Source organism: Streptomyces barringtoniae (assembly GCF_020819595.1).
Lineage (GTDB): Bacteria > Actinomycetota > Actinomycetes > Streptomycetales > Streptomycetaceae > Streptomyces > Streptomyces barringtoniae.
In genome coordinates this window covers 393,216-418,003 of the sequence record NZ_JAJHNP010000003.1, presented here as the reverse complement: position 1 = coordinate 418,003, position 24,788 = coordinate 393,216, and the positions used below count along the sequence as shown (strand labels likewise).

At 72.9% G+C, this 24,788-nt stretch carries 23 protein-coding genes; 13 read left to right on the top strand and 10 right to left on the bottom strand.

All coding sequences use genetic code 11. The features are described 5' to 3' along the window. Positions 1–122 precede the first annotated feature (122 nt). Positions 123–2,279, top strand: a complete 2,157-nt coding sequence (locus tag LMU33_RS06725) for an acetoacetate decarboxylase family protein (protein WP_228618215.1) — start codon at positions 123–125, stop codon at positions 2,277–2,279. A gap of 43 nt (positions 2,280–2,322) precedes the next feature. Beyond that, positions 2,323–2,592, top strand: coding sequence for a hypothetical protein (locus LMU33_RS06720; RefSeq protein ID WP_228618214.1), 270 nt, complete (start codon positions 2,323–2,325; stop codon positions 2,590–2,592). A gap of 47 nt (positions 2,593–2,639) precedes the next feature. Here LMU33_RS06720 and LMU33_RS06715 read toward each other — a convergent pair whose 3' ends face one another. The 3 genes from LMU33_RS06715 to LMU33_RS41135 form a co-directional block, all read right to left on the bottom strand. Beyond that, a complete protein-coding gene (locus tag LMU33_RS06715; RefSeq protein ID WP_228618213.1) occupies positions 2,640–3,437 on the bottom strand; it encodes an SAM-dependent methyltransferase in 798 nt (265 codons plus the stop codon). A gap of 44 nt (positions 3,438–3,481) precedes the next feature. Next, the gene (locus LMU33_RS06710) at positions 3,482–4,135 is read right to left on the bottom strand and encodes a GNAT family N-acetyltransferase (RefSeq protein WP_228618211.1); all 654 of its coding nucleotides are present in this window, start codon (positions 4,133–4,135) and stop codon (positions 3,482–3,484) included. 436 nt (positions 4,136–4,571) lie between these two features. Continuing rightward, positions 4,572–4,904: an ATP-binding protein gene (locus LMU33_RS41135; protein ID WP_308280760.1), complete on the bottom strand. Its 333-nt coding sequence runs from the start codon at positions 4,902–4,904 to the stop codon at positions 4,572–4,574. Positions 4,905–6,130: 1,226 nt separating this feature from the next. On the opposite strand from LMU33_RS41135, the gene LMU33_RS06700 reads away from it, so the two are divergent. From LMU33_RS06700 to LMU33_RS06685, 4 genes are all read left to right on the top strand, one after another. Beyond that, a complete protein-coding gene (locus tag LMU33_RS06700; protein ID WP_228618207.1) occupies positions 6,131–7,006 on the top strand; it encodes a Sco1979 family transcriptional regulator in 876 nt (291 codons plus the stop codon). 52 nt (positions 7,007–7,058) lie between these two features. Next, entirely contained in the window at positions 7,059–7,874 is an 816-nt protein-coding gene (locus LMU33_RS06695; protein WP_228618206.1) for an SAM-dependent methyltransferase, read from the top strand. 140 nt (positions 7,875–8,014) lie between these two features. After that, on the top strand, positions 8,015–8,500 hold the full coding sequence (locus LMU33_RS06690; RefSeq protein WP_228618204.1) for an SRPBCC domain-containing protein: 486 nt from the start codon (positions 8,015–8,017) through the stop codon (positions 8,498–8,500). Between the two features lie 178 nt (positions 8,501–8,678). After that, a complete protein-coding gene (locus tag LMU33_RS06685) occupies positions 8,679–9,179 on the top strand; it encodes a hypothetical protein (RefSeq protein WP_228618202.1) in 501 nt (166 codons plus the stop codon). A gap of 76 nt (positions 9,180–9,255) precedes the next feature. Here the strand turns inward: LMU33_RS06685 and LMU33_RS06680 are convergent, their stop codons facing one another. Continuing rightward, positions 9,256–10,410, bottom strand: coding sequence for a PP2C family protein-serine/threonine phosphatase (locus LMU33_RS06680; RefSeq protein WP_228618200.1), 1,155 nt, complete (start codon positions 10,408–10,410; stop codon positions 9,256–9,258). A 386-nt stretch (positions 10,411–10,796) separates the two neighbouring features. Between LMU33_RS06680 and LMU33_RS06675 the strand changes: the two genes are divergently transcribed. The 3 genes from LMU33_RS06675 to LMU33_RS06665 are packed head-to-tail and all read left to right on the top strand — an operon-like array spanning position 10,797 to position 12,525. Then, positions 10,797–11,510, top strand: coding sequence for a nucleotidyltransferase family protein (locus tag LMU33_RS06675; RefSeq protein WP_228618199.1), 714 nt, complete (start codon positions 10,797–10,799; stop codon positions 11,508–11,510). Next, positions 11,507–11,785 (top strand): hypothetical protein, encoded by a 279-nt coding sequence (locus LMU33_RS06670; protein ID WP_228618197.1) that lies wholly within the window; start codon positions 11,507–11,509, stop codon positions 11,783–11,785. The genes LMU33_RS06675 and LMU33_RS06670 overlap by 4 nt, the downstream gene beginning before the upstream one ends. Further along, entirely contained in the window at positions 11,782–12,525 is a 744-nt protein-coding gene (locus LMU33_RS06665; RefSeq protein ID WP_228618195.1) for a metallophosphoesterase family protein, read from the top strand. The genes LMU33_RS06670 and LMU33_RS06665 overlap by 4 nt, the downstream gene beginning before the upstream one ends. Positions 12,526–12,726: 201 nt before the next feature. Here LMU33_RS06665 and LMU33_RS06660 read toward each other — a convergent pair whose 3' ends face one another. Beyond that, the gene (locus LMU33_RS06660) at positions 12,727–13,974 is read right to left on the bottom strand and encodes an MFS transporter (protein WP_249813378.1); all 1,248 of its coding nucleotides are present in this window, start codon (positions 13,972–13,974) and stop codon (positions 12,727–12,729) included. A gap of 375 nt (positions 13,975–14,349) precedes the next feature. Between LMU33_RS06660 and LMU33_RS06655 the strand changes: the two genes are divergently transcribed. Next, on the top strand, positions 14,350–14,706 hold the full coding sequence (locus LMU33_RS06655) for a DUF6343 family protein (RefSeq protein ID WP_228618192.1): 357 nt from the start codon (positions 14,350–14,352) through the stop codon (positions 14,704–14,706). Positions 14,707–14,848: 142 nt separating this feature from the next. Here the strand turns inward: LMU33_RS06655 and LMU33_RS06650 are convergent, their stop codons facing one another. Further along, positions 14,849–15,199 (bottom strand): iron-containing alcohol dehydrogenase, encoded by a 351-nt coding sequence (locus LMU33_RS06650; protein ID WP_228618191.1) that lies wholly within the window; start codon positions 15,197–15,199, stop codon positions 14,849–14,851. 70 nt (positions 15,200–15,269) lie between these two features. Between LMU33_RS06650 and LMU33_RS06645 the strand changes: the two genes are divergently transcribed. Beyond that, positions 15,270–15,842: a hypothetical protein gene (locus tag LMU33_RS06645; RefSeq protein WP_228618189.1), complete on the top strand. Its 573-nt coding sequence runs from the start codon at positions 15,270–15,272 to the stop codon at positions 15,840–15,842. Positions 15,843–15,852: 10 nt separating this feature from the next. Here the strand turns inward: LMU33_RS06645 and LMU33_RS06640 are convergent, their stop codons facing one another. Then, positions 15,853–16,842 carry an aldo/keto reductase gene (locus LMU33_RS06640; protein WP_228618188.1) on the bottom strand — a complete coding sequence of 330 codons (990 nt, stop codon included), beginning with the start codon at positions 16,840–16,842 and terminating at the stop codon, positions 15,853–15,855. 693 nt (positions 16,843–17,535) lie between these two features. On the opposite strand from LMU33_RS06640, the gene LMU33_RS06635 reads away from it, so the two are divergent. Both LMU33_RS06635 and LMU33_RS06630 read left to right on the top strand, forming a co-directional pair. Next, on the top strand, positions 17,536–18,441 hold the full coding sequence (locus LMU33_RS06635; RefSeq protein ID WP_228618187.1) for a hypothetical protein: 906 nt from the start codon (positions 17,536–17,538) through the stop codon (positions 18,439–18,441). Positions 18,442–18,599: 158 nt separating this feature from the next. After that, on the top strand, positions 18,600–21,974 hold the full coding sequence (locus tag LMU33_RS06630) for a pyruvate carboxylase (protein WP_228618185.1): 3,375 nt from the start codon (positions 18,600–18,602) through the stop codon (positions 21,972–21,974). Between the two features lie 33 nt (positions 21,975–22,007). Here the strand turns inward: LMU33_RS06630 and LMU33_RS06625 are convergent, their stop codons facing one another. From LMU33_RS06625 to LMU33_RS06615, 3 genes are all read right to left on the bottom strand, one after another. Beyond that, the gene (locus LMU33_RS06625) at positions 22,008–22,460 is read right to left on the bottom strand and encodes a hypothetical protein (RefSeq protein ID WP_228618183.1); all 453 of its coding nucleotides are present in this window, start codon (positions 22,458–22,460) and stop codon (positions 22,008–22,010) included. A 94-nt stretch (positions 22,461–22,554) separates the two neighbouring features. Further along, a complete protein-coding gene (locus tag LMU33_RS06620; RefSeq protein WP_228618182.1) occupies positions 22,555–23,331 on the bottom strand; it encodes a polysaccharide lyase family 7 protein in 777 nt (258 codons plus the stop codon). 128 nt (positions 23,332–23,459) lie between these two features. Then, entirely contained in the window at positions 23,460–24,668 is a 1,209-nt protein-coding gene (locus LMU33_RS06615) for a carbohydrate-binding protein (RefSeq protein ID WP_228618180.1), read from the bottom strand. Between the last annotated feature and the right edge of the window lie 120 nt (positions 24,669–24,788).

Sequence of the window (24,788 nt, the reverse complement as noted above, 5' to 3'; positions counted from 1 at the left end):
GCCTGGACGGACGAAGGTGCGGGCCCGGTGACCCTGGCCGACGATGGGACCGGGATCGCGCCCTCCGGTGCGGCCGAACCCTGCCATGTGTCGTCGTACGTCGGAGAGCGAGGGAGCGTCGGATGCGAGCGGACGGCCACGCACCCGGACGGCCCACGCCGGACGGTCAGGATGCCGGAGAGCTGCTGCGCCGGTGCGCACGGGACGTGGTGGACGTCGCCGAGGGCATCCGCGCGGTGTCCGCGCGCACCGGCACCGCGCTGTCGGCGCCGCCCCTGACCGCCTCCGCGCGCCGCCGTCCCCGTACCGGCCTGGCCGCCCAGTGGGCGCTGCTGCGGGCCCTGACGAACAAACAGGGCCTCGGCGGCTCGGCGATCACCGAACCGAAGGGCGTGGGCCAGGTGCTCGGCGCGGCCCGTGCGGTCCTGGGCCGGGAGAGCCTCGCCGCGCTGGTCGCCGTCACCTCGCTGCGCCTGAGGATCGCCGCCGTGCTGGTCGACCACCCCGAGTTCGGACGCGACCCCGGCATGCGCCGGCTGATGGCGGCCGTCACCGCCGACCGCGACCTGGAGGCGGTACGGGCGCTGCGCGCGCTGTTCCGGGACCGGGGCGCCCAGCGGGCCCTGTGCGGACTGGGCCCGCTGATGGCCGAACTGGTCGCCGTCCGCGCCCTGCTGGACGAGGACCCGAAGCGCGACGCTGCCCGCTGGGCGCTCGCCGCGGGCCGCGAGCCGTCCGCCGGTCCGCCGCACGATCCGCCGAAGGAAACGGACCAGGGGCAGGGCGCGGCCGAGGCGGTCGACCTCACGGACCAGGAGAGACAGTTCATCGCCACCGAGGGCTCCTTCCTCGGGTTTCTGCGCAACATCGAGGTGCTGTCCAGCGGCGGGCGGATCCTCGTGCAGAACGTGCGCGGTCCCGACGGTGTCGTCCGCTACGTCGTCCAGGTGCCCGGCATGGCGCCGGGCCGGCCGCGCAGCGACGCCCCGCAGGACTTCGTCCGCGCCTGGCACAACCTGTTCATGACCGACTCGCCCCACACCCGCTCGGTCCTGCTCGCCCTGGCGGACTACGGCATCCCGCGCGGTGCCGACCTCGCGCTGATCGGGCACGGCGAGGGCGGTCTCGCGCTGATGAACCTCGCCCGGGACGAGGAGTTCTGCCGCACCTACCGGGTCACGCACGTCGTCGCCGTCGGCTCGCCGGTCGACAACAAGAAGCCCGCCGACCCGCGCACCTGGGTCGCCGCCGTCACCAACCAGCACGACATCATGGCCGTCCTGGACGGCCGGGACGCGGGCTCCGCTTTCGACCCGCACCCGCACTGGCACGCGGTCGACTACACCGGGCCCACCCGCGTGTTCCCGCTGTGCCACATGCTCCGCGAGTACATCGAGCATCTGCGCACCGTCATTCCCGTCGCCCGGGAGGGCGTCGACGCGGCACTCACGCCGTACCGCGGGCCGATCGTGCGCACCCAGGCCTACCAGCTCAAGGACCGCGCCCGCCCGCCCGAGGGCTACCCGTTCCTCACCCTGCCGACCAGCTCGATCCCGACGACGGCCGGCCCGGTCGACGTGCCGGTCCGCTACTACGACTCATCCGCCGCCCACCTCTGCTTCCCCGTCCCCGCCGACGCGGCACGCCGCCTGCTGCCCGGCGTCACCCGGCCGACCCCGAGCCGGCTGGGCCGACGGGCCCTCGCCGTGCTGTCGCTCTACGAGCACCGCTGCTCCACGATCGGCCCCTACACCGAGATCGCCCTGTCCGTCCTGGTCGACGACCTGTGGCGGCCCCGGCCGTACGACATCGCAACGGACCTGCTGCGCCGGGCCGACCTGCGCCGCACCGGCCGTTACGTCCTCTCCCTCGCCGTCACCAGCGACGAGGCCCGCGTGGTCGCCCGGGAGATCTGGGGCCAGCCCGCGATGCGGACGACCGCCGAGGCCGACCTGATGGGCCGGGAGATCGGCGTCCGGTCGGGGGACCTCGGGCTCACCGTCGAGGGCCGGCTCGGACCGGGCGTCCGCTGCCCGGAAGCCGACTGGACCCTCTACGGCCGCCGGGCCGACAGCACCGTACGCACCCTGGTCCGGGCCCACGGCAGGCTGCGGCTGCACCCCGGCACCGGCGTGCGGCTGCGGCTGGACACCGCGGCGGCCGAACCCCTCGCCGGACAGCTGCGCCGGCTCGGCATCGACCGGGCCCGCCCCCTGCTCGTCCTGGCCTGCCCCCAGTTCATGCTCCACCGCAGCGCCGGCGCCGTCCTCCCGCGCTGACGCCCCCTGCCCCTGCCTCTGCCCCAGTCGAGTGGGAGCCGCCATGGTGACCGAGTCCCCCCGAGCGACCACGGCCTCGGCCGACGAACTCCTCGCGCACACCGGCACCTTGCGGGCCGACGCCGACCTCATGGACGGCTACGCCCGCCAGCTGCTCGCCACCGCGGCCACCCTGAGCGGCTGCCCGGCGGCGCCCGGCTGGAGCCGCCCCGCCCTCGAGCAGCAGGCCGCCGCCTGCACCACGGCGGCGGAGCAACTGCGCACCGCCGCCGAGGCGTTGGAGACCCACACGCGAGCCGGCGACTGGGACTGAACCTCGCACAGGGTGGGGTGCCGCCACCGGGGGCGCGGTGAGCGGCCTCAGGGTTTGCGTGCCACCCCGGCATACACCGGCTGCTCCTGAAGGACCCGCATCCCCGGCTCGGCGTGCCAGCGCGTGGCCGGTACGACGCCCGGCTCGCACAGGTCCAGGCCGTCGAAGAACCGGCTCACCTCGGCGTGCGAGCGCGCCCGTACCTGTGTGCCACCGGCGCGGTACACGGCCGCGATCCGCTCCCAGACCTCCGGGTCGAACTCGGCGCCGGCGTGGGAGAGCGTCAGAAAACTGCCGGACGGCAGCGGCTCCAGCAGGGTGCGGACGACACCGTGGGGATCCTGCTCGTCGGTGAGGAACGGCAGCAGCGCGATCAGCGACAGGCCCACGGGCCGGCCGAGGTCGAGATGTTCCCGGGCGTACGCCACGATCCGTTCCGGCTCGCGGACATCGGCGTGCAGATAGGCGGTACGGCCCTCGGGCCTGCCCTGGAGCAGGGCTTCGGCGTGCCGCAGCACGATCGGGTCGTTGTCGACATACACCACCCGGGCGCTCGGGGTGACCTCCTGGACGACCTGGTGCAGGTTCGGCTCGGTGGGTATCCCGGTGCCCACGTCCAGGAACTGGTCCACTCCGTGGCGGGCGACGAACCGGGCGGCCCGGTGCATGAACTCGCGGTTGGCCCAGGCCGCGTCCTTGGCGCCCGGGAAGAGCTCCAGCACCTTGCTCGCGGCCTCGGCGTCGACGGCGTAGTGGTCCTTGCCGTCCAGGAACCAGTCGTACATCCGCGCCGAGTGCGGCTTGCCGGTGTCGATCCGCTCCGGGCTGAATCCGGTGTCTGTCACGTCGGTCGGCTCTCCGTGAAGGGTGGGGGGTGATCGGGTGGTCGTCAGCGGCAGCGGGAGGCCGCCGCGCTGTCGTGGCGGTGCCAGACGGCCTCGACCACACGGCCGTCGGGCAGGGTGTGCCGGGGCGGTCCCTCGTCCGGTACGAAGCCGGCCCGGGCCAGGGCCCGCCGGCTCGCGGTGTTCCCGGGCTCCGCACCCGCCCGGACCGTGCTCAGTCCGGCATGGGTGTGCGCGAGAGCGGCGCCCGCGCGGAACAGCTCCGCGCCCAGGCCCTGGCCGCGGCAGGCCGGTGCCAGCCAGCCGCCCATCTCGCCCGTGCGGTGCTCCAGTTCGAGGGCGCCGGCATAGCCGAGATCCGACCTGCGCACACACACGAGCAGCAAGGGATCGTCCGGGCCGGGTGCGTACGGCTGGGCCAGCTTCCGGGGCACCCGGCGGCCGTCGTCGCCGGCCGGCCGCCAGGCGAGCAGGGCCTTGCGGGTACCGAGGTCGGGCAGCACCTGGTCCGCCTGGGTGCCGAGCCAGCGCTGCGCCTCTGCATCGGCGCAGGCGGCGAGGGCCGCCGCCACGTCCAGCCGGGTGCGGGGCGTGAACAGCAACAGCCGCTCGGTGGCCAGGACATGCCGGCCCGCCGCGGGCCCGCACCGACCGGGCACGGGAAGCCCGGCCGTGGCGGCCTGCCTCCGGCGGATCACCGACCAGACCATGCACACCCCCGAGGGAACGGCTCGCACGACGACCCCGGAACCCGTACGGTCGCCGAGCCCCGACGGATGCGGAACACCCGCACCGGCGGCGAATGTACCGGGGTTCGGGGGCGGGCGGGGTGTGCGTGGGGGTGGTTTCGGGACGTGCGGGTGGGCAGTCGTGGGGAGTGGAGCGGCGGGGTGGTGAGGTCGGCTTGGTGCCAGTGCCAGTGCCAGTGCCAGTGCCAGTGCCAGTGCCGAGGTCAGTCGGCTTGTTCCTGGGAGCCCGGCTTGGGGCGGGTGCGGGTCCAGGAGGGGTCGGCCGCCGGGGCCGGGGCCGGGGCCGGGGCGGGAGCGGTGGCGGTGGCGATGAGGTGCATGGGCATCCTTCGGACTGGTGGGGGATCATCCGTTGGTGGTCGAGTGGGGAGCGGCGGGCGTGGCGTCAGCCGTCGTCGTACGGCAGCTCCGCCCAGACGACCCGGGCGGCCCCGCCGGACACCGGCGTCACGCCCCAGTCGAGGCTCAGCGCGTCGACCAGGAAGAGCCCGCGTCCGTGCTGGTCGTCGGGTCCCGGGCGGCGCGCCGCCGGCAGCGTGGGGCCGCCGTCCTGGTCCTCGACCTCGATCCGTATTCGGTCCGCCGTGCCGTGCACCCGGCAGGCGATCCGTTCACCGGCCGCGTGCACGAGGGCGTTCGTGACCAGCTCCGAGGTCACCAGGATCGCCTCGTCCCGGGGGCCGTCCGGCACGCCCCAGCAGGTCAGCAGGTCCTGCACGACACGCCGGGCCGTGCCGACGGCCTCCGGCTGGGCGGCCAGCTCGAAGGCGGCGGCGGAGCGGGGGAGCGGGTCCCCGGAGGCGGGCCGGTCGGGGCCGAGGGGCCCAGGGAGTCGACCGAGATGCCCGCCTCCGGGTGGTCTCGGGCCGCCGGCGGGGACCGGCGGTCGGCATGCAGGAGCCAGGGCGTCCGGACCGGGGCGGGGGCGGTCCCCGGTGTCGTCCGAGGCCGGGCGTGGGTGCTCCGCGGCGGCGGCCGAGGCTCGGCGCGGGGTGTCCGTGGCGTCCGTCGGCCCGTCTCGTTGTTCCGATGCGTGGTGCGGGTGGTCTGGCCGGTTCTGGGCCTGGTTTGACCGGCTCGCCCGCTCCGGGGTGTGGTGTGCCTGGTCTGCGCCGTTCGGGCTGCGGTTCGGCTGGATTGCGCCGTCCAGGGGTGGGCGCGGGGTGTCCGCCGTGTCCGTGCGGGGGCCCGGTTTGTCTGTGGCGTCTGTCGGCCCGTCTCGTTGTTCCGATGCGTGGTGCGGGTGGTCTGGCCGGTTCTGGGCCTGGTTTGACCGGCTCGCGCGCTCCGGGGTGTGGCGTGCTTGGTCTGCGCCGTTCGGGCTGCGGTTCGGCTGGATTGCGCCGTCCAGGGGTGGGCGCGGGTGGTCGGAGCAGTCCGGCGCCGGGTTCGGACGGTCCGCGCTGCCCGGAGCCCGGTGCGACCGGCTCGCGTTGTCCGGTGTCGGGTGTGGGCGGTCCGCGGGGGTGGGGGAGCGGTGCGGGTGCTGTACGGAAGCGGGGGGCCGGTCCGGACAGGGCTCGGACCAGGGCTGACGGGGTAGCGCCGGCAGGCGCGATGGGGCGGTGGGCAGGGGTGGTCGGGCGGGGCTCCGGCGCTCGGGCGGGTGGTGGAGCGGCTGGGGAAGGGAGGGCGGAGCCATCGCCGTGCGCCTTTCGTCCGGCCTCGCGTGGGGGGTACCGGCCGACCGCGCGCAGCAGACGACACGCCTCCCACGAGGCCGTGGTGCGGCCCGGTCTCCCCCAACCCTGCCGCGGCGCCTGCTCCTTGGGTCGGCCGGAGCAGTGGTTCCACTGTGGCACCCGCCAATGACGCCCCGCAACCGGCAAGTTGAAATTTGCAAGTGGCGAAGTGCATGCTGCTTCGGCCGGAACGTGATCGAATGGGCCCGGACAGCGATCGTGCGCGAGGGTGTCCCAATGACCTGGTGAGGGGGTGTGGGGCGTGACCGCGGAGACCGACTGGGGAGGCGCCCCCTCCGTCCTGCGCATGATCCTCGGCCGGCAACTGGAGGAGCTGCGCACCCGGGCCGGCCTCGGCTACGCCGAGGCGGGCGCCGCCATCGGCGTCAGCCACTCCACCATCCGCCGCATGGAGGCCGCCAAGGTGGCCCGGCTGCGCCTCGCGGACGCCGAGAAGCTGCTCCAGGTCTACGGCGTCACCGACCAGGACGAGATCGACACCTTCCTGAAGTCCGTGCGCGAGGCCAACAAACGCGGCTGGTGGCACACCTACCGCGATGTGATGCCCGACTGGTTCGCCGCGTATCTCAGCCTGGAACAGGCCGCGTTGCAGATCCGCGCCTACGAGAACCAGTTCGTGCACGGCCTGTTGCAGACGGAGGACTACGCCCGGGCGCTGCTCGGCGCCGAGAACCCGCACGCCTCCGCCGAGGCCACCGAACGCCGGGTCGCGCTGCGCATGCGCCGCCAGGAACTGCTGGCCCGCGAGGCGCCGCCGCGGGTGTGGGTGGTGATGGACGAGACGGTGCTGCGCTGGCCGGTCGGCGGGCCCAAGGTGATGCGGGCGCAGATCGACCACCTCGTCGAGGCGAACCGGCTGGCCCATGTGACCCTGCAGCTCATGCCGTTCGCCCACGGCCCGCACCCGGCGATGCGGGCCGGCGCCTACCACCTCTTCCGGTTCCGGGCCCGCGAACTGCCCGACGTCGTGTACCTCAGCGGCCTGGTCGGGGCCGTCTACCTGGACAAGGCGGACGACGTCGTGGTGTACCGGGAGGCGCTGGACCGGCTCGGCGCCCAGGCCGCGCCCGCCCGGAAGACCGAGGCCCTCCTCGGCGCGATCCGCAAGGAGCTGTGACGAACCGCCCGTACGCAAGCCCCCGCCCCCGACCCGAATGGGAGACACGGCGTTGCCCGACAACGGATGGCCGGCCGACCGCATCGACACCGAGAACGCCCACTCCGCCCGTATCTACGACTACATCCTCGGCGGCAAGGACTACTACCCGGCCGACAAGGAGGCCGGTGACGCCATGTCCCGGGAGTGGCCCGCGCTCCCGGTCCACATGCGCGCCAACCGCGACTGGATGAACCGCGCCGCGCGGTGGCTCGCCGAGGAGGCGGGCATGCGCCAGTTCCTGGACATCGGCACCGGCATCCCCACCTCGCCCAACCTGCACGAGATCGCCCAGGCCGTGGCGCCCGAGTCCCGGGTGGTCTACGTCGACAACGACCCGATCGTCCTCACCCTCTCCCAGGGCCTGCTGGCCAGCGCGCCCGAGGGCCGTACCTCGTACATCGAGGCCGACTTCCGCGACCCGGCGGCCATCCTGGACGCCCCGGAACTGCGCGAGACCCTGGATCTGGACAAGCCGGTCGCGCTCACCGTCATCGCCATCGTCCACTTCATGCTCGACGAGGACGACGCGGTCGGTGTCGTACGCCGGCTGTTGGAGCCGCTGCCGTCCGGCAGCCATCTGGCGATGTCCATCGGCACCGCCGAGTTCGCCCCCGAGGAGGTGGGCCGGGTCGCCCGCGAGTACGCGGCCCGCAACATGCCGATGCGGCTGCGCACCCTCGACGAGGCCCATGAGTTCTTCGACGGCCTCGAGTTGGTCGAGCCGGGCATCGTGCAGGTCCACAAGTGGCATCCCGACGGAACCGGTGAGCGGAACATCCGCGACGAGGACATCGCGATGTACGGCGCGGTCGCCCGCAAGCCCTGACAGGACGGCCGGCGAGCCCGGTCGGTCACCGCCGGGCCCCGACAGACCAGGGGCCGGGGTCCGCACCCACCTCCCGGACCCCGGCCCCGCCCTTTTCCGTACGGGGGGCCGGGCGGCTCCCCGCCCGATAGCGTGGGCCCATGTACGCCACCCGAGTCTCCCGGCGCGTGCAGGCGCCCCCGCACGCCGTCTACCGGGCCCTGACCGACGCCGACGCGATCGCGGCCTGGCGGGTCCCGGCCGGTATGACCGCCCAGGTCCACACCTTCGAGGCACGCGAGGGCGGTACCTTCCGGGTCTCCCTGACCTACGACGACGCGTCCGCCACGGGCAAGTCGGGCGGGCACACGGACACTTACTCCGGCCGTTTCGCCAGGCTCGTGCCCGACGCGCTGGTGGTGGAGGTGTTCGACTTCGAGACCGAAGACGACGCCGTGCGCGGCACGATGACCATGACCACCACGCTCACCGCGGCCGCCGGCGGCACGGACGTGGAGATCGTGCACGAGGGCATCCCCGACGACATCCCCCGCGAGGACAACGAACGGGGCACCCGCATGGCCCTCGACAACCTCGCCCGGCTCGTCGAAGGACCGCACGCCCTTCGGTCGCCCGAGGCGGAATGACCGAAAGGGCGCGGAAAAGCGACCGGAATTCGGCACAACCGTCCGGCTGCCTCATGTTCCGGGATCTGAGTGGGAAAAAGCCGAGAGAAAGCGGAACCGGCGCGAGGGAAATGAGGTCTTAAAGGCCGTCGACGGCCGGGATCAGCCCGGTCGTAACGAAACCGGGGGAATGAGACCTATGTCCATCCGTAGCCGCAAGACGCTGATCACCGCGGTCGCCCTCACCGGCGGCCTCTCCCTGGCCGCCGTGACCCCCGCCCTCGCGGGCGCCGGCGCGAGCCGCACCGCCCGTGCCGCCGCCGTGTCCTCCGCCCAGGGCGACCCGCGCAACGTCACCCAGCACGTGGCCGACTTCTACGGCGCCTACATCGACGCCGTCTGGTCCACCGACGACAACTCCGCCGGCACCGCCGCCAAGGCGCTGCGTGCCTTCTACCTCTCCGCCGCCGAGCAGAGGAAGGTCGCCGCCTTCGAGAAGAAGGAGCACGCCGACGGCATCCTCTTCGCGCAGAACGTGCCGGTGCAGTGGAAGGTGACCTACACCGGTTCCGGCGCCGGCCACGCCACCAGCAGGGTCACGCTGACCTGGGGCGACGGGCCGCACGCCGAGGTCAGCCGGATCGACGTCCAGTCCGACCTGAAGACCCTGAAGATCACCGGCCTCAAGTCGGTCCGCTGACCGGGGGCGTGTGGCCCCGCCCCGCCCCACTCGGGGCGGGGCTCACGCCTGCCGTGACACTCGACGCCCCCCGCTCTCACCCGTGCCGGAGGCTGTCCGTGTCGGCTGCCCGGCCGTAGTGGTGGCGGCGGCGGTCGACGGCCGTGCGGTGCAGTGCGATGAGTGCGGCGTCGTCGCCCAGTCGGCCGCCCACATGGGCGAGCAGATCGCGCCGCACATGGTGCATCAGCGCCTCGGGGCTGTCGTCGGTCCAGCGCACGACCCGCTCGATGAGCGGATAGAACCGGCCCCGGGTGTCCCGGGCCTCCACCACGCCGTCGGTGTACAGGAGCAGGGTGTCACCGGGCTCGAAGGAGAACACGTCCAGCGTGCGCTCCGAGTCGCTGTGCACCCCGAGCGGCGGGGACGGGTGCAGGCTCGGGACCGTGACGGCGTGGCCGGGGCTCAGCAGCAGCGGCGGCGGATGGCCGCAGCTGGTCATCCGGGTCACCTGATCCCGGTCCGGGATCTCCACGAGCAGTGCGGTGGCGAACCGCTCGCCCGCCTCCTCCGGCGGATCCAGTTCCTCCGCGTAACGGATGACACTCTGCTCCAGCAGGGCGGCCAGCTCCGCGAGCGGCATGTGCCGGTGCGCGCTCTCCCGGAACGCGCCGAGCAGCAGCGCGGCCTCGCCGATCGCGGACAGGCCCTTGCCGCGCACATCGCCGATCAGGACCCGTACCGAGTCGTCGCACCGGGTCGCCGCGTACAGGTCGCCGCCGATCTGAGCCTCGTCCTCCGCCGCCAGGTACAGCGAGGCGATCCGCAGCGGGCCGATCTGCTCCGGCAGCGGCCACATCAGCACGTGCTGCGCGGCCTCGGCGACCGTGCGGACCTGGGCCAGCTGGGCCTGCCGGCGCTCCCGCAGGGCGCTGTAGATCACCAGCGTCACCGTCAGCACCGCGAGGGTGATGATCTGCACGACGTGGTTCAGGGTGCCGATCCCGCCGTGGGTGAAGCCGATGAGGACCTGCGCGGCCAGCGCCAGCCCCCCGACGGCCGCCGTGGTCCGGGGCCCGGCGAAGGAAGGGGTGATCGCGGGCGCGATCACCAGAGCCGGACCGAGGTGGACGTTGGTGGGGGCACGCATGTCCACCACCGTGATCACCAGGATGAGCAGGATCGGGAGCAGCAGCAGAGCGTGTGCCGACTGCAACGGCTGCCGCGGACCCGACCTGAGCCGAGGCCTCATTCCTACAGGGTGCGCCTGTGCGGGACGCGATGCACGTGAGTACGGCCGCGGAACCGACGGCACCGGCGTCCGGGTGGCGAGCGGTACGGGGCATCCGGGGCAGGGGGGGCGGGGCCCGCGGAGTGCCGATCAGGCCGGCGCCGCGGCGCGCCGCCCCCGGCACCCAGCACCGCCTGCCGCCGCGGTGAGGTCCCGGCCCGGGCACCCAGCACCGCCTGCCGCCGCGGTGATGTCCGGTCCGGGCACTGCGCCGCAGGTCGAGCGGACCGGGCCGCCGCGAACCGCCGGGCCGTACGCCGTGTCGGTGCGGTCGCGCCGGGTACCCGTACGGCCCCCAGGTCCGAACCGGCCGGCCCGGGGGTGCCGGGGCCGCGAACGGAGATGCCATGACGCACAACGGGGAGGGCACTGCCCCACTCCGGCGACCGGAGGTCACCGAACTCCGCCTGGCCGGCGGCGCACCGGACCAGCCCGTCGCGCCGGCACCGGGACAGCAGGGACCGCAGGGACAGCAGGGACCGCCGGACCTGCCGCAGGACCGCAGCCAGGCGATCCTGGAGGCCACCAAGGAGATCGGCGCCCTGTTCAAACGCGCCGGCCATCCCTTTGCGCTCGCCGGGAGCGTGGCCGTCTACGCCCACGGCGGCAGCCGCTACCTCCAGCACGACGCCGACTTCTGCGTGCTCCCCGACGACGCCGAGGCGGTGGTCGCCACCCTGCGCGAGGCCGGCCTTCCCATCCGGACCCCGCCGGAGGACTGGCTGCTGAAGACCACCTGCCGCGGGCAGAACGTCGACATCATCTTCTCCCTCGCGCACCAGCCCGTCACCAAGGAGATGCTGGAACGCGCCCATGTCCTGCCGGTCGACTCGGTACTGATGCCCGTTCTCTGCCCGACCGACCTGATCCACAGCCTGATCAGCGCCTTCTCCGAGCACTACTGCGATTTCGGCGCCGTCCTGCCGGTGGCCCGCGCCGTCCGCGAGAAGGTCGACTGGGACGAGCTCCGGGCGGCCTGCGGCGACCAGCCCATGCCGGCCGCCTTTCTCTTCCTCCTCGAGCGGCTGAACGTGATCGACCCCCAGGAGGGGCAGCCATGACCGACACGAGCCCGCCGCCCCCGCCGGCGGCCGGCAACCTGGACTACCGCGTCGCCCACCTCGCCGAGCGCCTGGCCACCGGGGACCTCGGAGAACTCGGCGTACGGCTGGAGCTGCGCGGTGACGCCGTCCTGCTGACCGGCACCGTGCCGTCCGGCCAGTGCCGGGACGACATCTGCACCCTGGCCCGCGAGGAACTGGCCGGGCATCCCGTCCACTGCGACATCCTCATCGCCGGGACCTCCTCGCCCGACCACGGAGAGGACCTGACATGATCCGCGTCGCGGCCGTCGGGGACATCCACATGTCCCCCGAGAGCCAGGGCACGCTGCGTCCCTCCTTCGAGACGCTGCCCGGGTGCGCCGACGTCCTGCTGCTCGCCGGCGACCTCACCCGGCACGGCACGACCGAGGAGGCCGCGGTCGTCGCACGGGAGATCAAGGATCTCGGGGTGCCGGTCGTCGCCGTCCTGGGCAACCACGACTACCACGACGAACGGCCCGAGGAGGTCACCGCGATCCTGCGGGACGCCGGCGCCCACGTGCTGGAGGGCCAGGCCGCCGTCGTCCGTGCCGGCGAGGCCCGGATCGGCGTCGCCGGAACGAAGGGCTTCGGCGGAGGATTCGTCGGGCGCTGCGCAGGGGAGTTCGGCGAACCCCTCATGAAGGAGTTCGTACGCTACAGCCGCCGGTGCGCCGACGAACTGCACAGCGCCCTGAAGGACCTGGCCGACTGGAACTGCGACGTGCGGATCGCCCTGACGCACTTCTCGCCCGTGCCGGACACCCTGGCCGGGGAGCCGCCGGAGATCTACCCCTTCCTCGGCAGCTATCTGCTCGCGGAGGCCATCGACACCGCCGGCGCCGACCTCGCCGTGCACGGCCACGCCCACGCCGGCACCGAGCACGGCATGACCAGCGGCGGCGTCCGCGTACGAAACGTGGCCCAGCCGGTCATAGGACAGGCCTTCCACGTGTACAACCTGCCGGCCCACGAGGAACACACGCAGGGGTGAGCCCGGGGTCCGGTGAGGCGGCCGTTCGGCGGGTGCCCCTGTCGGCCCGGGTTGATGTGTCGCGTCTTCCGGCGGCTCAGGGCGATGGCGAGGGCCTCTCGGCCGGCGAGGGAGCCGGGCGGTGCGCCCCCCGGTCGGCCAGGGCGAATACAGCGCGCCGCCCGGCAGGTCAGGGAGCGGGCGCCCCGGTTCCCCGGCCGGTCAGGCTGCTGTGCCCAGGGCCGCGCGGCCGGTTGCGTCGCCGTCCCTTGCGGTCATCGTCACCGGGATCAGGCCACCGCGCCGCCGGACCAGCAGGCCCGCGCCGATGGAACCGGCGATGAGCAGGCCGCCGGCGACCAGGGCGCCGCGCGCGCCGGCCCACTCCATGAGCAGGCCCAGCAGGGGCGGGCCGCCGAGGCTCCACACCGTGCCGATGCTGCTCCACACCCCGAGCACGCGGCCGCGCAGATGCGCCGGCGGGTCGGTCTGCAGGACGGCCGTTCCCGCGGTGTCGGAGACGGACTCCACCACGGCCATGGGCAGCACCAGCACCATCAGCACGGCCAGCGAAGGCGACAGGCCCGCGACGACCTGGAGGAGGGCGCCCGCCGCCGCGAGCAGGCCCACGGTCCGTACGGAGGGCTTGCGCAGCCGGGCGCCGAGGACCGCGCCGATGATGCCGCCGACCGCCAGGACGGTGGAGACGGTGCCGAACGAACCGGCGCCGCCCGCGAGCGGGCCGGTGACGAGGACGGCGAGCGTGAGGCCGTAGTTGCGGCCGAAGACCGAGCTGATCCCGGTGATCCCGGCGAGCGCCACGAGCCGGGGTCGGCGCACGAAGAACCGCAGCCCCTCCCGCACGCTCATCTCCGCGGGCGCCGGGACCGCCCGCGCCTCGGTCGCCGGCTCGGCCACCGCCCCGTGCACGGGCCGCAGGAAGGGCACGACCGACGCCACGAGCAGGAACGACAGCCCGTTCGCGGCGTATGCGGCGCCCGTGCCGAGGAAACCGACGGTCACACCGGCGAGCGCGGTGCCGGCCAGCCGCCCCGCGCTGTGCACGAGGGCACCCACACCGATCGCCGACGGCACGTCCTCCCGCGGCACGAGGTCGTTGCCGAGCAGCGCACACGCCGGCCCGTCGACGGTGGCGATGATGCCGGTCACCGCGGCCAGCAGCAGCAGCGCCGGCATGTCGATCCGGTCCAGCGCCACCAGCAGCGCCGTGGTGAAGGCGACCGCGCCGAGCAGCGCCTGGCTCACCGCGACCGTGAGCTTCCGGGGCCAGCGGTCCACGGCCGCGCCGCCGAGCAGGCTCACGAACAGCGCCGGCGCCGCCTGCACGGAGATCGACAGGCCGGTGGCCGCCGCGGAACCGGTGATGTGCAGCACGAGCAGGTTCTGCACGGTGAGCTGCATCCAGGTGCCGGCGTTGGAGACGAAGTTCGCCGCCGACCACCAGCGCATTCCGCGGTGTCGCAGAGACCGCCACGGCGAACGCGAGGCGGACGCGGAACCGGGCACGGGCGTGGGCAGGGAAGGGGCGGCAGACACAGTGGGGTGCTCGACAACCAGGGGAGTCGTGGAGAGACCGGCGGAATCCGTCGGACCGGCTGCGCTGCACGGCCGGGCCGCCTGGTCAGGGCGCCGTCCATCGTGACAGAGGGGAGGGCCCAGGGGTCGCGGCGGCATCCGCCGACCTGGCGGTGAAAGGGTCAAGGGCCGGTGTCCGTACGTCACTTGAGCCGCGCGTGTGCTTCCTCACAGCCACCGGTTTGCCGGGCGTGGGTCCTGGCTACGCGGTCGGCAGCAGACCGTGAAGTCCCGCCGAAGGAGGCCGTCATGCGTGACGAGCGCCACGGGCGCACGGTGGTGCCGGACCCCCGGTCACGCTCCGGAGCGTTCGGTCACCGCTTCCCGCGCACCGGTACCGAACCGACCACCGCACGCAGCGCCCTGCGGTTGCGCCGGCTGCTGTCCGCCGTCTTCCTGCCCCTGTTCGCCGCGGCGACGGCCGGCTTCGCCGTCTGGGCGGCGCGCTCCGGTCCCGGCGACAGCCCGGGCGGCGGCCCGCTGACCGTTCTCGCGGCGGTGTGTGGTGTCCTCGCGCTGGCGGCGGCGCTGGATCTCGTGGTGGTGACGGCGCGGAGGCGGCGGGAGCGGGACACGGACCTCGCGGAGCCGGGCCCCCGCCGCTGAGCCGGACCGCGCAGAGCCCGGCCACCAGCCGTGGAGCGCGACCCGGACGATTCCCCGTACCTCCCGGCCGGCAGTTACGGCAGCCCACGCTGAGCGAGCCCCCGCAGACACGCTGCCGGGCCGGACCCGCCGGCGCGCCCGCTCAGTACACCCGCGTCAGCAGTTCCAGCACCTCCGCCTCCTCCGGCAGCCGGGGCGCGTTCTTCGTCACCGCGTCCGCGACCGCGCCCGCCGCGATCGCCGGGAGCAGCTCGCGGCCGGCGCCCAGCTCGCGCAGGGGCCGCTTGAGGTCCGGCGTCCCGGACAGTTGCCGTACCGCCGCGACGGCCGCGCGCGCCCAGTCGCCGTCGGCGGGCGCCGGTACCCGCATCGCCCGCGCCGCCTGCTCGTACGCCTCCCGGGCCGCCGGTGCACTGAACTCCATGACCTCCTCCAGCACGGGGGCGAGGGCGACGCCGTGCGGGGAGCCGGTTCGGCCCGCGGGACGATCCACCGGACCGGGCAGCCCTGCGATCTTCGGTACCGGACGGGCCCGCCGGGCCCACCGAGACCCAGGACCGCGCATGGACCCGCTGTCGCCCCGCACCGCGCTTCGTCCCGGCCGTTCGACGGCCGCCTGGCGTGCGGCACACAAGCCCGTCGAGGGCGTCTCCCGCAGGGCTCGCCTCATCGCCTGCGCCATACCGCTGACCGTCCTGCCGTCCAGTCTCTGGCGGCTTCCGGTCGCCTTCCGCCCCGGCACCGGCATCGGTGAACGCGCCTACATCCTCGGCCTGTCGGCTCTCTCCGAGGTCCTCGCGTTCACCGCGTTCGGTCTGATCGCCCGCTGGGGCGAGGTGTTCCCGAGGTGGGTGCCGTATCTGCGCGGCCGACGCGTTCCGGTGAGCGCGGCGGTGGTCCCGGCGGGGCTCGGGGCCACCGCCCTGACCCTGCTGTGGACGGCGCTGACCTTCATGACCGGGGTCATGGGCCGGACGATCACGGGCGAGCGCCTGCCCGCCGACTTCCCGAGCCGGGTGGGCGGCTGGCAGGCCCTGTCCCTGTACGTCTGCTACACGCCCCTGCTCCTGTGGGGCCCGTTGCTGGGCACGCTGACGGTCGCCTACGCCAGACGCCGCAAGTGCAGCGACCCGTGAGGGGCGGCGCTCATCGATTGACGGCCCTCATCCCGGCCTCGTCGTACCGCTCACCCGCCGCCGCAGGCAGCTCAGCGTCGATGCGGGCCAGATCCTCCTTGGTCAGATCGATACCGACCGCACCGGCGTTCTGCTCCAGGTAACTGCGGCGCTTGGTGCCGGGGATCGGCACGAGGTTCTCGCCCTGGGCCAGCACCCAGGCGATGGCCAGCTGGGCCGGCGTCACGTCCTTCTCGGCGGCGATCTCCTTCACCTTCTCCGCCAGCCGCAGGTTCGCCTCCAGGTTGGCGTCCGTGAAGCGCGGGTTGTTGCGCCGGAAGTCGTTCGCGTCCAGCTCGTCCGGCGAGGTGAAGCGGCCCGCGAGGAAGCCACGGCCGAGCGGGGAGTACGGCACGAAGCCGATGCCGAGCTCCCGGCAGGCGGGCAGTACCTCGGCCTCCACGTCCCGCGTCCACAGCGAGTACTCGCTCTGCACGGCGGTGATCGGGTGTACGGCGTGCGCCCGCCGGATGGTCTCCGCGCTCGCCTCGCTCAGCCCGATGTGCCGCACCTTGCCCTCGGCGACCAGCTCGCCCAGCGCGCCGACCGTCTCCTCGATGGGCACGTTCGGGTCGACCCTGTGCTGGTAGTACAGGTCGATGTGGTCGGTGCCCAGCCGCGTCAGCGAGCCGTGGACGGAGCTGCGCACGTGCTCGGCGGAGCCGTCCTGCCGGCCGATCGTGCTCATGTCGCCCGGTACGGCGTCGTCCATCCGGTAGTTGAACTTGGTCGCGATCACATACTCGTCGCGGTGCCCCCGGATCGCCTCGCCGACCAGCGACTCGTTGGTCAGCGGGCCGTACACCTGCGCGGTGTCGAGGAAGTTGATGCCCAGTTCGAGGGCCCGCCGGATGGTCGCGATGCCCTCCTCCTGGTCGGCGGAGCCGTAGAAGGCGGACATGCCCATGCATCCGAGGCCGATGGCCGATACCTGGAGGTCCCGCAGACTGCGCTTCTGCATGTGGTGTCCCAGCCTTTCCTGCACATGCGACGGTCGTTCCGTACGGCACACGGGCCGGTGCCTTGTGCGCCGTACGTCTGCGACGCTACGAGTTGGAGCGCTCTCCAAGTCAAGCAACGCTCCGAGCCCGGCCGGAATCCAGCCACACCGGCAGCGGGCGCGCTGCTCCGGACGGGTGCGAAGGCTAGGGACGGCCGCATCCACGCCCTGCCGAGCCGTCCGAGGGGCCTGCTTGGGAGGACGGATCCGAGGGGGTGGAGGTTGCCTCTGAGGCCCGGATTCCGCCGCTGCGGACCTGTGGGTCTTCCCACACCCCCACGCATCCGCAAAGGATCTTGACGACCGCCGCCCGGCTCGCTGAACTGTCACCGATCGGGTCTCACCACCACAGAGGCCCACACCGGGGGAGGGACCGGGCGCATGTCGGAACGACAGCGGCGCAACCAGCACGCGACGTTGGCGTATTTCGTGATCGCACTCACCAGAACCGAAGAAGGCACCGGCGGCTGAACGCGCGTGCGCCGCGGCCCGCACACGGGGGTGGGCCCACCGGAAGAGATCCGTACATCTATACGATGACGGCCGATACGGGTGGATGACCGAAAAAACACTCCGAGGCCGGAATGCCTGGATCGGGGTGAAGGGGGCGATGTACATGACGGGGGAGCCGAAGGTGATGGGCTGCCGTGCCTCATGACGACTGAAGCGCGCATCGAGTGGTGTCGCGCACTGCTCGCACGCCTGGTCCGGTTCACCGGGCGCACGCTGCGGGGCGAGTGGCACGCCATCGTCGTCGAACCGTTACGGAGGTTCACGCGGCGCGGACTGTCCGGCCTGCTGCTGGCGTGCGTCGCCGCGTTCGGCGTCATCTTCTTCCACGCGATCGCCCAGCACCCGCTCGGCGCGCTCTGGGTGACGCGGCTCGGCGGCGTCAGGGCCGAACTGCCGCTGTGGCTGTCGCTGCTGCGCACGCCCGTGTCGCTGTACGTCCCGGCGCTCGATCTGCCGGTGTGGGCGGGCATCACCCAGCTGTTCCTCGCCTTCGCCTGGGCCGAACTGGCCCTGGGCCGGGCCCGGACGCTGGCGATCTCCTACGCCACCACCCTGGCCGGCACACTCACCGCCCGCGTGATGATCGCGCTGGGTCCCGGCTGGTGCGGCTTCGGGCTGCCGCACCAGTACGCCGAGGTGCTCGACACCGGGCCGTCCGCGGCCGTCGTCGGCCTGTTCACCTATCTCTCGGTGGTCAAACGCGCCCCCGTGGTGTTCACCCTGACCGGCGGCTCGATGGTGTGGGAGTCCATCGCCGTGCCCAACCTGGCCGGCCGCGAGCACCTGATCGCGGTGGCCTCGGCGATCGTCCTCGGACTGCTGCACGGCCGCCGCGCCCGGCTGCGGGGCCTTCTGCGGGCCGTTCCGCTGTCCCTGCTGCCTGTCCGCGACCGCGGGCCCGCGCCCACGGAACCACCCGCCGTCCCCGTCCCGGCCCCCGCCTCCGCACCGTCCCGGACCGTGCCCGTACCGGCGAGCGCCGAACGGTCGCGGGCCGGGTCGCAGGAACGGTCGCAGGACACGGCCATGACCTCCCTGGAGTGCTGATCCCCCGGCGCGTGCCTGTGGCGCCGCCCACAAGGTCCATGTGATGGTTTTCGCACGTCGACACGCGCGGCCACCCCCTAAGGTGGCCCGCGAGGTACGGCAGGGCGTGGCTGACACCATGGTGTTCGTCGCCGACAGGCAGCTGAAGGGAATCCAGGATGTTCCGCAAGGTGCTGGTCGCCAACCGTGGAGAGATCGCGATCCGCGCGTTCCGGGCGGGCTACGAACTCGGCGCGCGCACCGTCGCCGTGTTCCCGCACGAGGACCGCAACTCGCTGCACCGGCTGAAGGCCGACGAGGCGTACGAGATCGGGGAGCCGGGACACCCCGTGCGGGCCTACCTCTCCGTCGAGGAGATCGTGGGCGCCGCCCGCCGGGCCGGCGCCGACGCCGTCTACCCGGGCTACGGCTTCCTGTCCGAGAACCCCGAACTCGCGCGCGCCTGCGAGGACGCCGGCATCACCTTCGTCGGCCCGAGCGCGGCCACCCTGGAGCTGACCGGCAACAAGGCCCGCGCGGTCGCGGCCGCGCGGGCCGCCGGCGTGCCCGTGCTCGGCTCCTCCCAGCCCTCCACCGACGTGGACGAACTGGTGCGCGCCGCCGACGAGATCGGCTTCCCCGTCTTCGTCAAGGCCGTCGCGGGCGGCGGCGGGCGCGGCATGCGCCGCGTGCAGGACCCCGCCCAGCTGCGCGAGTCCATCGAGGCCGCCTCCCGCGAGGCCGACGCCGCGTTCGGCGACCCGACCGTCTTCCTGGAGAAGGCCGTCGTCGACCCGCGCCACATCGAGGTGCAGATCCTCGCCGACGGCGAGGGCAACGTCATCCACCTCTACGAGCGCGACTGCTCCCTCCAGCGCCGCCACCAGAAGGTCATCGAGCTGGCCCCCGCCCCCAACCTCGACCCCGAGGTGCGGGCGCGGATCTGCGACGACGCGGTGCGCTTCGCGCGGGAGATCGGCTACCGCAACGCAGGCACCGTCGAGTTCCTCCTCGACCCCGCGGGCAACCACGTCTTCATCGAGATGAACCCGCGCATCCAGGTCGAGCACACCGTGACGGAGGAAGTCACGGACGTGGACCTGGTCCAGGCCCAGCTGCGGATCGCCTCCGGCGAGACCCTCGCCGACCTCGGCCTCGCCCAGGACACCATCACCCTGCGCGGCGCGGCCCTGCAGTGCCGTATCACCACCGAGGACCCCGCCAACGGCTTCCGCCCGGACACCGGCCGGATCAGCGCCTACCGCTCCCCGGGGGGCTCCGGCATCCGCCTGGACGGCGGAACCACCCACGCCGGTACGGAGATCAGCGCGCACTTCGACTCGATGCTGGTCAAACTCACCTGCCGCGGCCGGGACTTCAAGGCGGCCGTCGGCCGCGCCCGGCGTGCCGTGGCCGAGTTCCGCATCCGCGGCGTGGCCACCAACATCCCGTTCCTGCAGGCCGTCCTGGACGACGCCGACTTCCAGGCGGGCCGGGTCACCACCTCCTTCATCGAGCAGCGCCCGCATCTGCTGACGGCCCGCTCCTCCGCGGACCGCGGCACCAAGCTGCTCACCTACCTCGCCGACGTCACGGTCAACAAGCCGCACGGCGAACGCCCCGACCTGCTCGACCCCGTCACCAAGCTGCCGCCGCTGCCGGCCGGCGAGCCGCCCGCCGGCTCCCGCCAGCTGCTGGTCGACCTCGGCCCCGAGGGCTTCGCCCGCCGGCTGCGCGAGTCGCCGACGATCGGCGTCACCGACACCACCTTCCGCGACGCCCACCAGTCCCTGCTCGCCACCCGCGTGCGGACCAAGGACCTCCTCGCCGTCGCCCCGGTCGTCGCCCGCACCCTGCCGCAGCTGCTCTCCCTGGAGTGCTGGGGCGGCGCCACCTACGACGTCGCGCTGCGCTTCCTCGCCGAGGATCCCTGGGAGCGGCTGGCCGCCCTGCGCGAGGCGGTACCCAACATCTGCCTCCAGATGTTGCTGCGCGGCCGCAACACCGTCGGCTACACGCCGTACCCGACCGAGGTGACCGACGCCTTCGTGCAGGAGGCCGCCGCCACGGGCATCGACATCTTCCGCATCTTCGACGCCCTCAACGACGTCGGCCAGATGCGCCCCGCCATCGACGCCGTACGCGAGACCGGCACCGCGATCGCCGAGGTCGCCCTCTGCTACACCGCCGACCTCAACGACCCGGGCGAGCGGCTCTACACCCTCGACTACTACCTGCGGCTGGCCGAGCAGATCGTCGACGCCGGCGCCCACGTCCTCGCGGTCAAGGACATGGCCGGACTGCTGCGCGCCCCGGCCGCCGCCAAGCTGGTCTCCGCGCTGCGCCGCGAGTTCGATCTGCCCGTGCATCTGCACACGCACGACACGGCCGGCGGCCAGCTCGCCACCTACCTCGCCGCGATCCAGGCGGGCGCCGACGCCGTGGACGGCGCGGTGGCCTCCATGGCCGGCACGACCTCCCAGCCCTCGCTGTCGGCGCTGGTCGCGGCCACCGACCACTCCGACCGCCCCACCGGGCTCGACCTGCAGGCCGTCGGCGACCTGGAGCCGTACTGGGAGGGTGTCCGCAAGATCTACGCCCCGTTCGAGGCGGGCCTCGCCTCCCCGACCGGCCGCGTCTACCACCACGAGATCCCCGGCGGCCAGCTCTCCAACCTGCGCACCCAGGCCGTCGCCCTCGGCCTCGGCGACCGCTTCGAGGACATCGAGGCCATGTACGCCGCCGCCGACCGCATCCTCGGCCGTCTGGTCAAGGTCACCCCGTCCTCCAAGGTGGTCGGCGACCTCGCCCTGCACCTGGTCGGCGCCGGTGTCTCGCCGAAGGACTTCGAGGAGACGCCCGACAGGTTCGACATCCCGGACTCGGTGATCGGCTTCCTGCGCGGCGAGCTGGGCACCCCGCCCGGCGGCTGGCCCGAGCCGTTCCGCACCAAGGCCCTGCAGGGCCGGGCCGCGCCCAAGGAGGCGCCCGAGCTGTCCGCCGAGGACCGCGAAGGCCTGGCCAAGGACTGCCGTGCCACCCTCAACCGGCTGCTGTTCCCCGCCCCGACGCGCGAGTTCGACACCCACCGGCAGAGCTTCGGCGACACCAGCGTGCTGGACAGCAAGGCGTTCTTCTACGGACTGCGGCCCGCCAAGGAGTACGCCGTCGACCTGGAGCCCGGCGTCCGGCTGCTGATCGAGCTGCAGGCGATCGGTGAGGCCGACGAGCGGGGCATGCGCACGGTGATGTCCACGCTCAACGGCCAGCTGCGGCCCATCCAGGTCCGCGACCGCGCCGCGGCCTCGGACGTGCCCGTGACGGAGAAGGCCGACCGCGCCAACCCCGGCCATGTGGCGGCGCCGTTCGCCGGTGTGGTGACCCTGGCGGTGACCGAGGGCGACGAGGTCGCCGCCGGTGCCACCGTCGCCACCATCGAGGCGATGAAGATGGAGGCCACCATCACCGCGCCCAAGCCGGGCCGGGTGTCCCGCCTCGCCATCAACCGCATCCAGCAGGTGGAGGGCGGCGACCTACTGGTGGAGCTCGCCTGACACGGTGCTCGGCACCTACCCGCTCGCCGACGCTCAGTCCCAGAGCGGGTAGGTCATGACCTGCTTGAACCCCTCGGGCCGCTCATCGGCGTAGGTGAGGGTCATCCGCGTGTAGTGCTGCACGCTCGGATGCTTCTGCCAGGGCTTGGGTTCGTCGAGCCGGACGGTCACCCGGTAGCCGTGGAAGCGGCCGGCCGCGCAGTACGGCTTGCAGTCGTTGACCATGTTCACACCCCTGGCCGTCGCCCCGTCCGGGCTCCACTGGGACCAGCGGAGTCCCACGAGCCGGCTGTTGCCGTCGCCGCAGGCCAGGATGAAGTCGGTGGGACGGACGTCCTGCTGCCACATGCAGTCGACGAGGACGGGGCGTGGGGTGTCGGCCTTGACGGCCGCTGTCGGCGGACTCGCCGAAGCCGGGGTCATGGCCGCCGGCAGAAGCGCGCCCGCTGCGAGGGTGACTGCCGTTGCCCACACTGATCCGCGCATGGTCGCTCCCACCCGTCGTGCTGTGTCCGACCGCGTTCACTCGACGCTACGACCGTACGGCCGATTGCACCAGTCGCGCAGGTCGGGCGGCGTGTCACCCGTGGGCGACGGTCAGGCCGTAGAACGCGACGCGGGCGCCGTTGGTGGTGCTGTCCGAGGAGGACTGGTTGTAGGAGCCGGCCTTGAAGTACTGCTTGTACTGCCGAAACGACGACGGGATGCCGTAGTGGGTGGTGGTGCCGTTGACGGTCAGGTCGATGGTGTTCCCGCCGGATACGGCGATGGTGTAGCTCCACGTCCTGCCGACCGGCACGTGCCCCACCGCGTGCGAGGTCTGCCCGCCGGACGGCGAGTTCTCCGTGCCGAGGACGATGTCGCCGTTGGCGTGGTAGTACAGCTCCAGCAGCGGCTTGGTGGAGGAGCCGCCGCTGCCGAGGTGGATCTGCCCGACGCACACGTTCTTCGTCACGGACACCACTCGCAGCGTCGCGTTCATCCGGTGCGAGCCGGACAGCGCCCAGTCGGCGGCGCTGCCGTCGCGGTTCATCTCGCGCAGTTCGGAGCGGGCGTAGTGGGAGTTCGGGGTCGTCACACCCTTCTCGGGCGCCCAGAAGGTCATCGCCCCGTCCCGTGTGTCGGTGTAGAAGTACGCGTCCTGGTAGCCGTTCGCGCCCTGGAGCCGGGACGACGGGATGGTGGTGGGGCTGCCGGGGGAGCCGACGGGCTCCTGCAACTCCCAGACCGACAGGTCGAAGTTGCCGCCGGGTGCGACGTGCGGGTCGGCGGCGATCGCGCTGGGGCTGCCGAGGAGGGCGAGGGCCAGGGCGAGGCCCGCGGTGGTCGGCACCGCGAGCAGCCGGGATCGGGTCATGTGGGGGTCCCTTCTGCGAACCGAAGGCCGGACCGGCGGATGCGTTCAGGATGATGAACGCTGAACGCATCCTTGGTCGCTGCGATGACCCGAGAAGCTAGAGGTCTGAACCAGACACGTCAAGTGACTCAGCAGGCGCCCTCGTCCTGCCACGGCCCCCATTCCGAGGCACCCGGCACCTCGTTCTGGGTCCACCACTTCGCCTTCCAGTTGTGGCTGTGGTACGAGACCTCGTCCCCGGCCGTGTATACCGCCGACGAACTCCACGCGTTCTTGCAGGAGGTCGGAGTCGGGGTGGGGGTGGGCGTCGGTGTGCTGCTCGGCGGGGTGGCGCCCGCGAACTTCACCGAGTACTTGGCGAAGTCCCAGTCGTTCTGCGCCACGCTGGAGCAAGTGCCGGACGTGCGACCGCCGTTGTCCGGCGGGCTGCACTGCCGGTCGCGGTTCAGGGACCAGAAGGTGAAGCGGTCCATGTTGTGGCTCGTCGCGTAGTCCAGCACGGTCTGGAAGTCGGCCTGGCTGAAGTACTCGCCCGAGTCGCTGCGGCCGTTCATGCCGGAGAAGCCCTCGTGGGCGTACGCGGTCGCCTGGTCCCAGCCGAAGGTCGACTGCAGGATCGAGTTGAAGTTGGTCAGCGCGCTGGTCTGGCTCGCCGCCCCGTTGAAGCCTCCGTCGAACGGCATGATGGAGAAGTTGTTCGGGGTGAACCCCTGGGACTTGGCCTCCAGCAACATCTGCTTGCCGAACCAGCCGGTGCCGTCCGCGGTGCCGGCCGTCGTCACCGAGACGTACAGCCCGGGGTTGTTCTGCTGCAGGATCTTCGCCGCGCCGATCTCGTTCCTGATGGCCGCGGTGTTCTCGTACTCAGGCTCCTCCAGGTCGAAGTCGATGGCGTGCAGCCCGTACTTGGTGATGACCTGCTGGTAGGCCGCCGCCGTGGACGCGGCGTCCGCGCAGGTCTGGCCGAGCTTGGTGCCGCCGTAGCCGCCGATGGAGACCGACACGTCACCGCCCTTGGCGCGGATCGTGTTGATCAACGACTGCACGGCCGTGTCCGAGGAGACGGGCGCGGTCCCGCCCCAAGTGGGCGAGCAGCCGCCGCCGTTGGGGGCGAGGACGAAGGCCAGCTGGAAGGCCTTCAGGCCGGTGGCGTCCATGATGGCGGCCGGGTCCGGCGGGTCGTTGTCCAGTGGCATCAGATAAGGGGCGGCGGCATACCAGCGGTTGCTCAACGCGGTCGTCGCGCCCGAGGCGTTGTTCGCGACGAGCGCGGTCGTGCCGGCGGCGGCGAGCGTGACGGCCGCCGCCGCGCCCAGACATGCCCGAAGAGGTCTCACTGCGTGCCTCCAGAGGGTGGGGGTGGGGGGAGGTCCCCCGGGCGGGGAGCCCCACCCTCCGGGAGCTGTTGCGGCCACGTCAATAAGTTGGACTAGACCAACGCGCTCTTTGGACTAGAC